The sequence below is a fragment of the Gilliamella sp. W8145 genome, assembly GCF_016101145.1.
Taxonomy (GTDB): Bacteria; Pseudomonadota; Gammaproteobacteria; order Enterobacterales; family Orbaceae; genus Gilliamella; species Gilliamella apis_A.
On record NZ_JACFRC010000007.1, the window covers coordinates 1 to 10,401 of the forward strand.

Here is a 10,401-nt window from a genome sequence, read left to right on the forward strand (position 1 = left end):
ATAATGCAGGTGAATTAGGTGCCAGTATCAACAATATTAGCATTAGTGCCGAGGGTAAAATTACTAACCGCGGTGCGATACAGGCGACAAAAGATATTCAAATCAGTAGCCGAGATAATATTGATAATCAAAAACAAATTTACAGTAAACAAAATATTAAACTTAATAGTGGTAAAACCATTAATAATGATGGAACGTTAATTGCACAAAAAGATATAAAACTTAGTGCCAATAATATCCATAGTCAGCAAAAAAGTACTATCATTGCGGGTATTGATACACAAGGTAAACTGACGCAATCAGGTAATATTAACGCCGATGCTAATGTCATTGCCTTAAACGGTCAAAATAAAGCCGGTGACAAATTATCATTAAAGGCCAAGCAAGCCATTAATCTTGATGATAGCCAAACGTATGCCAATGAGATAAATCTGATTGGTGACCAACTTTCGATTAAATCAGCACATTTACAAACTGAGCAACAACTCAATTTAAATCATACCGTATCAATTGATACCTCCAACGCCACATTGCAAACCAAAAAAGGGATTGTTGTATCAACCGAGACATTAACCAATAACAATGGCACATTCATTGCTGAAGAAGATGTTGCAGTGAAGGCAAATCATGTGCAAAGTCAAGCTGCTAACATCTTAACGTATGGCAAATTGACCATTGATGCCGATGATATAGATATGCAAAAAGCCGCGTTAAGTGCTAAAGATGCTATCACTGTTTCCGCTGGCAACATCAATGCTGATGAGCTTGAAATTATCACTGAACAGGACCTAAAGATTAAGGCACAAAATTTATCGGCTAACCAAGCGGATTTACAAGCGAAGAAGTCAATTCATATCAATGCCAATAACCTTTATGCACAATATCTTAAACTACTGACCACTGATGCGTTATCACTCAAGGCGAATCATTTAGTGTTAAATCATTCACAAATCAGTGCGTTAGGTTATCTTGATGTTGCTGCTAAAACACTACAGAATAAACAATCACGTTGGATTGCTGACAAGGATATCAATGTTAAAGCCGAGGATATTGACAACCAATCAAGTCAATTAAAAGCAACGGGGTCAATTAATTATCTATTTACGCATTTAAATAACAACGATACCGTCTTAGTCAGTGGTCAAGATTTAATCTTTACTGGTGATAAATTACAAAATATCAACGCAAAATGGCAAAGTGGTCATAACACCACCATCAATATAACAGGTTTATTTGATAATCAATCAAGCCTCATTGTATCAAAAGGTGAATTAGCGATACGGGCGCTAACAATAAATAACAATGATGGCGATTTAATTTCAGGCAAGTCATTAACTATTAATAGCAAACAATTAGCCAGTGAAAATAGCGTATTACAAGCCGAGCAAGCCCTTAAATTAACGGCCAGTGAACAGTTTGATGGCCAATCAGCAACGTTATATTCAGACCAGCAAATTGAAATTAATAGTGATAAAATCGATTTAAATCAGGCCTATGTCGGTTCGAAAGGTGATATTACATTAAAAGGGCAACATCAACAATTAAACGAAAGTGAACTCCTATCTAATGGCCAAATTGCAATTACTGCTACCAATATTCATGCGGATGATGCCATTATTAAGTCCGCAAAAGATATAATCATTAATGCATTAGCCTTTGTGGCATTTAATCGAGCACAGCTTGTTACCAATCAACAATTAAAGATTAAAACCGAGCAAGCCGATACTGCAGAATCAAAGATGTATGCAAAATCGGGTATGCATATAGACGTAACAACACTGAATAACCAACATTCAAATTGGTTAAGTGAAAGTACTATCTCACTGTTTGCAAATCAGTTTAATAATCAAAAGTCGATCCTTGAAGCCAAACAAAATATTGATATTGATGCTACACAATTTAATAATCAAGAGACGGTATTATTAACTGATGGTCGTCTGATTATTAATGCAACAGATATTGATAATACCTCAGCGCAGATTCAGACTAAAGACGGCATAACTATTAATGCCAATAATCAATTATTTAATGATAACACCAAACTTATCACTGAAAATGACATTGATATTCATGCTAATGTGATAAGTAATACTCATGCCCAGTTATCCAGTAATCAATCTATCGCTATCAATGCTCAGCATCTTGATAACCAACATAGTACATTTTTTACTGGTGGTAAAATAAACGTTACAAGTAACATTATTAATAATGAAAAGAGTGAAATTAAAGCGACGCAAGGCATTGATATCCAAACCGATTCATTAGCCAGTGATGAAGCGGATTATCTCACTGAAGGTGATTTCAATCTTAATAGCCAAGATGCTTTGCTTAATAAAGCAAAAATTGCCAGTAAAGGTAACATGCACATTGTCGGTGAACAAACGTTGTCGATGCAAGAGGCACAGCTAACGTCACTAAAAAATATGCAGCTTAATGCCAACACACTTAATAGCTCAGCATCAGACATTTACAGTTTAGGAAATATTGATATTACCGCACAAACCGTAAAGAATGATAAAGCCTCACTCATCAGTGACCAAGACATCACCATACACGCTGACACGATAGATACAACTGAAAGTGAAATAGGCGCAGAGGGGGATATCAACGTCAGCGCCATAACACTTAACAATAATAAAGCCAAATGGATAGCTAAAAAAGCCATCAGCATTAATGCGCAGCAGTTAGCCAATACAGCTGCTCAATTAGCCAGTCATCAATCACTCAATATCCATGCTAAGCAAATTGACAATCAGCATGCCGTGCTTAGTGCAAAAGAAACTATAGCCATTGATGCTGATGAACTTGATAACAGCCAAGCAAAACTATTTAGTGACCAATCTGTTATCATAGCAGCAAATCACTTAATTAACCGTGAAGGGGTGATTAAAGCAGCGGATGAAATTACGATTAACAGTCAAAACATTGATAATAATCAAGCTATTTTTGTTGCTGAAAAGGATATTCAGATCCATGCCAACACACTGAATAATACCAAAGCGGCTTTGCAGTCTGAGTCACAAATCACCGTAAAAGCCAATCAGTTAAATAATCAATCAGCGTTACTTTTGGCGGGTAAAAAAGGGCTTAATATCACCAGCCAAAACCTGAATAATCAGCAAGCGCAGCTTTATTCTAAAGGGGATTTAACAATCGACACCCAGAGCATGGATAATCAACATGCTAAAATGATTGCTGAAAAAGCCTTGAATATTCATACTGACCAGTTAAACAATCAACATGCCGAATTACAGGCTAAAGGCAATATCACGATTGACGCAACTGAGCAAAATAATCAGCAAGCGACAATATTATCGGAAAACGATATCAAACTAAAAGCCACTGAGAGTTTAGATAACCGTGAAGCACAGTTCACCGCAAATGGGTTGATAGATATTCAATCAACCCATCATATCGACAATTCACAGGCTAACTTACTCTCTAATAAGGGTATAGTTTTAAAATCAGCAAATGTGATAAATCAATCGGCGACATTAAAAACCAATGGACTGATAGATATCAAAGCAAACTCACTTGATAATCAAGCATCTGAATACCAGGCCAATAATATCGTGCTTGAAATTGATGATTTAAACAACCAACAAGCCAAATTAACCGCCAATCAAAATCTGATAATCAATGCCCAAGACTTTGATAACACGCAAGGGCAATTACTGGCCAATGATATCTATTTAAAAACTAAAGCATATCGTGGTGATGGCACCATGAAAAGCCAAAATAATTTATCACTGAATTTACAAGACAGTTTTATTAATGAAAGTGAATTGTCTGCAAATGGGCATTTAGCGATTCGCACACAAAAAGATATTGTTAATAAAAATAAAATTACTGCAGGTCAACAAGTTTCCTTAGAAAGCCAGCAGTTAACCAATGAACAACACGCTGAAATTAGTGCTGAGTATCTCTCATTAAAACACCAAAACGTGACCAACCATGGCTTAATTGATGCAACCACAGCCGTAATGCGAACCAATAAACTTGATAATTTAGCCGGTGGTCGGATTTATGCCGATAACTTAGCCATTCATGCCAACTGGTTAAATAACTTAGCAAAAAACAACCTCGCGCCGGTGATTGCCGCCCGGCAAAACTTCCATTTAGGTGTGGAGACCTTAAATAATTATACTCATGCACAATTACTCAGTTTAGGGAATTTTATTATTGGTGGCGGCCTTGATGAAAACTGGAATGTGACAGGCATGGCCAAGCAAATCAATAATCACTCGGCCACCATTGAAGCACAGGGTGATTTATCTATTGCAGCCAATCAACTTAACAATATCAATGACCATATTGTCACTGAAATGCGTAAAAGTGATGAACCGCCTGAAACAGAAGAGTATTTTGAACATGAAGGAAGTCTAGAAAAATACTCACCAGATGATGTTTATTATCGTATTCAAGTATTTTATTTTTACCAATATGGATTACCCGAGCCTATATCATACGGTTGTGAGAAAGGAGGAAGAAGGTGCTACTATAAATGGAATGATATTCCTGAACAGTTCCGGGAAACCGGTATTATTGAAAGAATTAAAGTAAGTGACGGCAGTTATAGAAACTCTAACCATTATAAAATTGTTAAAACAAAATACCAAACAACAGTATTAGAGACCGACCCTGGCAACATTACCGCTGCAGGTAATGTAATTATTCATGGGCAAACTTTGAATAATCAGGATAGTAAAATCATTGCCGGTAAAACCGTCAATATCAATGTAGATCAACTTAATAATCATTCACAAGAAGCAATAGCTAAATATGTGTATTCTGGTAAACGTATTGAGCATTGGAAAAAACGTACTGATGATTACAGAAAAAAAGAACATGAATACACTAAACCCGATGAAATTTTTATTGATAATGCCTTAAATAAAAATATTGTCGATCATCAAATATTTGAAAAAACAAAACTGACCGAGCAACCACGCAGTGAAGTTAATGTGGAAAACAGCCACAACTCCGTTGCAGTGAATAAAACGGTCAATGATACTCTTAGCCAACAAGCGAAAGTGGTTTCAGCGCAAAGTATTGCCATTAATTCAAATCAATCAGATAGAACTCATATCAAAACTGATGCAAACCATCAGTCAGGCACCATTACGTCGATTCTGCCAAAACCGACAACAACGATTGAAGAGGATTTACCTCATCAGGAAAATAATCCCCCTGCCGTTGATGAATCGACACTACCAGAAGCCGGCAATGACATAACACCATCGAAAACCATTAGTGTTTATGAGCCAGACTTAACATTACCGGATAATAGCTTATGGATAGTGAATAAAGAGACTGACAAAAATTATATTGTTGAAACCGATCCGCGTTTTACTAATCGTAAAAAATGGTTAAGTTCTGATTATATGATTAATCGTCTAAGTGCCAACCCAGATTCAGTATTAAAACGGTTAGGAGATGGTTACTATGAACAACAACTTATTCAACAACAAATTGTTGGTTTAACCGGTCACCGTTATTTACAAGGTTATCAATCTGACTTTGAACAGTATCAGGCATTAATGGATGCCGGGGTCAGTTTTGCTCAAGAGTTTGGTATTGCCATCGGACTTGAGTTAACTAGCGAACAAATGCGCGCATTAACTACCGATATCGTCTTGTTGGTGAAAAAAAACGTTATGGTTAACGGTCAACCAACCGAGGTATTAGTGCCCCAAGTTTACATCGTAAACCGCCCGCAATTAGGTACTGATGGGGCGTTGATTGCCGGTGATAATGTTTTTGTCAAAGGTGAACAACTCAATAACACCGGATTAATCGCGGCCAAACAAGATGCCCTATTAGATGGCTATAATGTGACCAATAAAGGGACAATTTATGGTGGTCGTGTTGAAATTGATGCCCAAAATGACATCATCAACTATGGCAAATTAGTCGGTGACAAATTAGTTTACCTATCCGCCGATAACGATATTAATTTATTATCAAGCACCCGCACACAAACCCGCGCTCGTAATCTGCTGACCAATATCGATCAGGCTAGCACAATTCAAGTCAACAATGGCAATATTGTGATTAATGCTGGGCATGATATTCATGCTAAGGCGGGTTATATCGTTAACAGCGGTAAAGAGGGAACTACATGGTTACAGGCCGGGCATGATATTGGATTAACCACAGCCGATATTGAAGAGAAATATGATTATCGAGCCAGAAAAGACTATAGAATAACAGATGAAAAAGGCGTGGTCGGCACTGAAATTATGGCGGCCAACAATATTCAGCTAGTGGCAGGTCATGATATTAAAGCCAAAACGGTGGATATTACAGCGGGTAATCATTTAGGACTACAAGCGGGTCATGACATTAATATTGGTTCATCGACAGAAAGTGCCTATTTGGATGAGTTCCACAAATACAAAGATAAAGGATTTTTAAAAAGTAGTAGTGAAAAAACTAAAGTAACTATCGATAACACGACTCAAAAAGGCAGTGAACTAAGTGCCAATAGCGTAACGATAAAATCCGGTAACAATCTATCGGTGACCGGCAGCCAAGTGGTGGGCACCAATGACGTCAACTTAAAAGCCGGCAACGATATTAAGATTGATGCGGCGGAAGAGTCCTATTACCGCAAAGAGCAAACGATTAAGAAAAAATCGGGGCTAATGGGCAGTGGTGGTATTGGCTTTACGATAGGCAAAGAAAAAGAGAGCCTAAAACAAACTGATACTGAGCAAACTTATGTCGGTAGTGTGGTGGGTAGCACCGATGGTAGTGTCAATATTCAAGCAGGGAAAGATATTGCGATTAAAGGCAGTGACGTTATCGCTAAACAAGATATTAAGTTACAAGGTGAAAATGTTAATATCGAAGCGTTAGATGCCAAAACCACCTATAACGAAGAATACAAATACAAAAAAACGGGGGTAACTGTTGCGATAACAGGTACCGCAAGTGATATCTACCAAGCTAATCAAACGCGACAACAAGCAAGCCAACAAACGAATAGCAAAACTAAAGCATTGATGGATATTAAAGCCGGCTTACAGGCTGGCAATGCTGCCCTTGAAACCGCTTCAAATTTACAAAACAATACACCTAGTGCCTCAGTTGGTATCAATGTTAGTATTGGCAGTGAGAAAACAAAGCGAACAGTTAATCAAGAACAACATACCGTGGTTAGCTCATCAATATCAGCCGGTCATAATGCTACAATTATTGCGACCGGTAATGGAGAAAAAGATAGTGGTGATATTAATATTATCGGTAGCCAAATACAAGCTGGGCATGATACCACACTGAATGCTAAGCATGATATAAACATAATAGGCCAAGAAAATACTGAAAAAACTGATCGTAAAGAAAAAAGTAGTAGTGGCTCAGTAAGTGTTGGCTACAACTTTGGTGGCGAAAAGAATGGATTTAATGTATCAGCAAATGCAAGTCAAAGTAAATCCCGAGAAAAAGGTAACGGTACAGATTGGACGGAAAGTATTGTTGAAGCAGGTAATAAACTGACAATTGTATCGGGTAATGACGTTAACATTAGTGCAGGTCAAGTAAAAGGCGATACTGTTGTTGCCAACATCGGACATGACTTAAACATTACTTCCCAACAAGATAGTGATGAATACCATCAAAAAAATAGTTCGACGTCAGTCGGTGGAAGCTTTTCCTATGGTGGTACCAGCAGTGTGAATGCTTCGGGTAGTTCAACCAAAATGGACAGCAAATGGAAAAGCGTGACTGACCAGTCGGGCATATTTGCCGGCAAAGGTGGATATGATATCACGGTGGGTAATAACACAGACTTAAAAGGTGCGGTGATTGCCTCTGAGGCAGACGATACCCGCAAAAACAGGCTCGATACCGGCACAATAAGCTTTAGTGATATCGAAAACAAAGCCGACTTCAAAGTCAGTAGTAGTAGCGCAGGGATTAACACCAGCGGTATGCCTACGCCACCAAGTAGTTATAACAATGATGGTAACAAAAAATCAACCACTCACTCAGCGGTATCAGAAGGAACGCTTATTATTCGTGACCAAGAGGGTCAACAGCAAGATATTAATAGCTTAAGTCGGGATACAGAGGATGCAAATCATCAACTCAAACACATCTTTAACAAAGATAAAGAGCAGAGCATTATTGACCAAACACGGTTAGTCAGTGAGATTGGTGGTCAAACGCTGACGATGCTCAATAATATAGATAAGATACAAGCCACAGCCAAAGCGAAAAAAGCGCTTGAGGAAGCAGAAGCGCAAGCAGATGAAAATAACGGAAATGGTGGAATTCTTAGCGATAAAGAGAAAGAAGAAATTTATAAAAAAGCTTATGACAAAGCCATGAATGAAGGCATGTCAGCCATGGGTAGTGACATGCGTCAAGGTGTTGAAATGGCGGTAAGCTTAATTAATGGCATTATCTCAGGTGATATGACCGGTGCAGCAGCAGGTGCATTAGCGCCAAAAATTGCGAGTGCTATAAAACAAGCGACCGAACACTACAATCCGGAAACAGGAAAAACAGAAATAGATTATGTGGCCAATACCATCAGTCATGCTATCTTGGGGGCAGTGGTGGCGCAGCTTCAAGGAAATTCGGCTATCGCCGGAGGCTTAGGGGCAGCAGGCAGCGAACGAGGTGCCGAGATAATAGCAGGTATACTCTATCCTGATAAAGATATTGATAAATTAAGTCAAGAAGAAAGACAAACCATCAGTGCCTTAACCCAGCTTGCCACTGGTCTGGCAACCGCAGCCTTGGGTGGCGAAACTCAAGATGTAAATACTGCTATCGCCGGGGGTAAAAATGCGGTTGAGAATAACTTTTTTGTTTCTAATGGTACTAATGGATTCAGTTTTCAGCAAGGTGTGGTTGACAGATTTGAAACTATGAATCAAATCTACGAAGAGTGTATGGGAGAACCAAATTGTACTTTTCAAAAATCATTAGATGCAGGTTTAGCTTCCAACTTTGAACCGTTAACGGATGAGCAAAGAAAGGCTCTTTTATATAATATTCCACTTTTTGGACTTGTTTATGGAACTAGCGACGCAATAACAGAAGGTGATTTAAGTAATCTTTTAGAGGCCGGAATAAATCAAATACAAATAAAAAATATTGTCTCGATAATTAACGCAATTAAAATAATAAATTTTACGCAACCAAATACCAATAAGGTCAAAGGTAATGTCGAAGCCAATGTTGATGCTAGTGGAAAAGCTCGAGAATCTTCTAACTTTAGAGAGCATGTTAATAAAGAACGAGAGGTAAATGCTAGCAGACAAACAGAAAATACGTCGCCAACTCCAATTATTAATCCAGCAACCAATAAAATTGTTACTGAACATATAATTGTACCATCTGGTAAAGCACCTCAAACATCAACACCAAATTCCATTTATGAGGTATCAAGGGCAGATGGCTCTAGAAGTATTACTTATTATGATAGTCAAGGAAGAACATTTTCAAGAGAAGATTATGGGCAAGTTCATCCTCACAAACAAATGGGAATAGGCTCAAATGGACGTGTTGTACCTCATGAACACAAAATTACATATAATGATAAAGGATTTGTAACTGGTAGATACTATAGGCAGCTTGACTCAAATGGGAAAGCTGTTGGTCAATGGATTAAGGAGTAATAGATGAATAATTATATTATTGGTTATCTGGCAAAAATTCAATGTACTAACTATAAAATGGTCTTGAATGAAATAGCAAAAAAATACGATATTGGCTTAAAAGAAATATTAATAGAACAATTATTTCAATTTACAGAAAAATATTTGCCAAATAAAAATCAAACTAATTTTATATTTTCAATGAGCGATGATCCTGAGAGAGAGGAAGCTGATTATTTAATGGATTATTTAGACTATGCACCTGAAATGCAAAGCAAATTTCCATCATCAGGAAAAGAGAGATTGCTTATTTTAATTAGTATATTAAAGGATATGGTCATTCAATCAAAGTGTTCTAAACTTGTAATATCCCTAACTGATTCTGGTTATATTTATTCTTATAAAAGAATAAAATTTAATCAATTATCTGAAGTCTTGCTTGATGATTTTGAGAAAAATCAGGGGGCTCCTGATACACTTTATGAAATCATCTGTGAATAAAATTATAATTAAGTTATTCAGAACTTGATAATTTAGCTAGTTATAAAATATAAAGCAGTTTTATCAACTTGAATTGAAAAATTTAAAATGTCATATGGAAAGATGTGCTATCAAATGTGCATCTTTCCATTTATCTTTACAAAAACACTTCAATAAACCATCCCAAAATAACCATAATCTAAAAAATATAATCACCAATTAGAGCTGTTACTAGTAATGACAGTTTTTCACCGACCAGTAGCCAACCAACCGTTTATGACCATAACGATGAAGCCTCGAATATTACGCA

2 protein-coding genes are annotated in these 10,401 nt (G+C 37.2%); both read left to right on the forward strand.

The window, feature by feature from the left end:
• Positions 1-9,632 (forward strand): hemagglutinin repeat-containing protein (locus H3T80_RS12070; protein WP_198201845.1); only part of this gene is annotated, 9,632 nt, incomplete at its 5' end.
• A 3-nt stretch (positions 9,633-9,635) separates the two neighbouring features.
• Complete coding sequence (locus H3T80_RS12075) at positions 9,636-10,112, forward strand: hypothetical protein (RefSeq protein ID WP_198201846.1); 477 nt, start codon at positions 9,636-9,638, stop codon at positions 10,110-10,112.
• Positions 10,113-10,401: the final 289 nt, after the last annotated feature.

Excerpts from the sequence above, each read along its gene's own strand:
- H3T80_RS12075 (WP_198201846.1), top strand. The coding sequence starts at position 9,636 with ATGAATAATTATATTATTGGTTATCTGGCAAAAATTCAATGTACTAAC.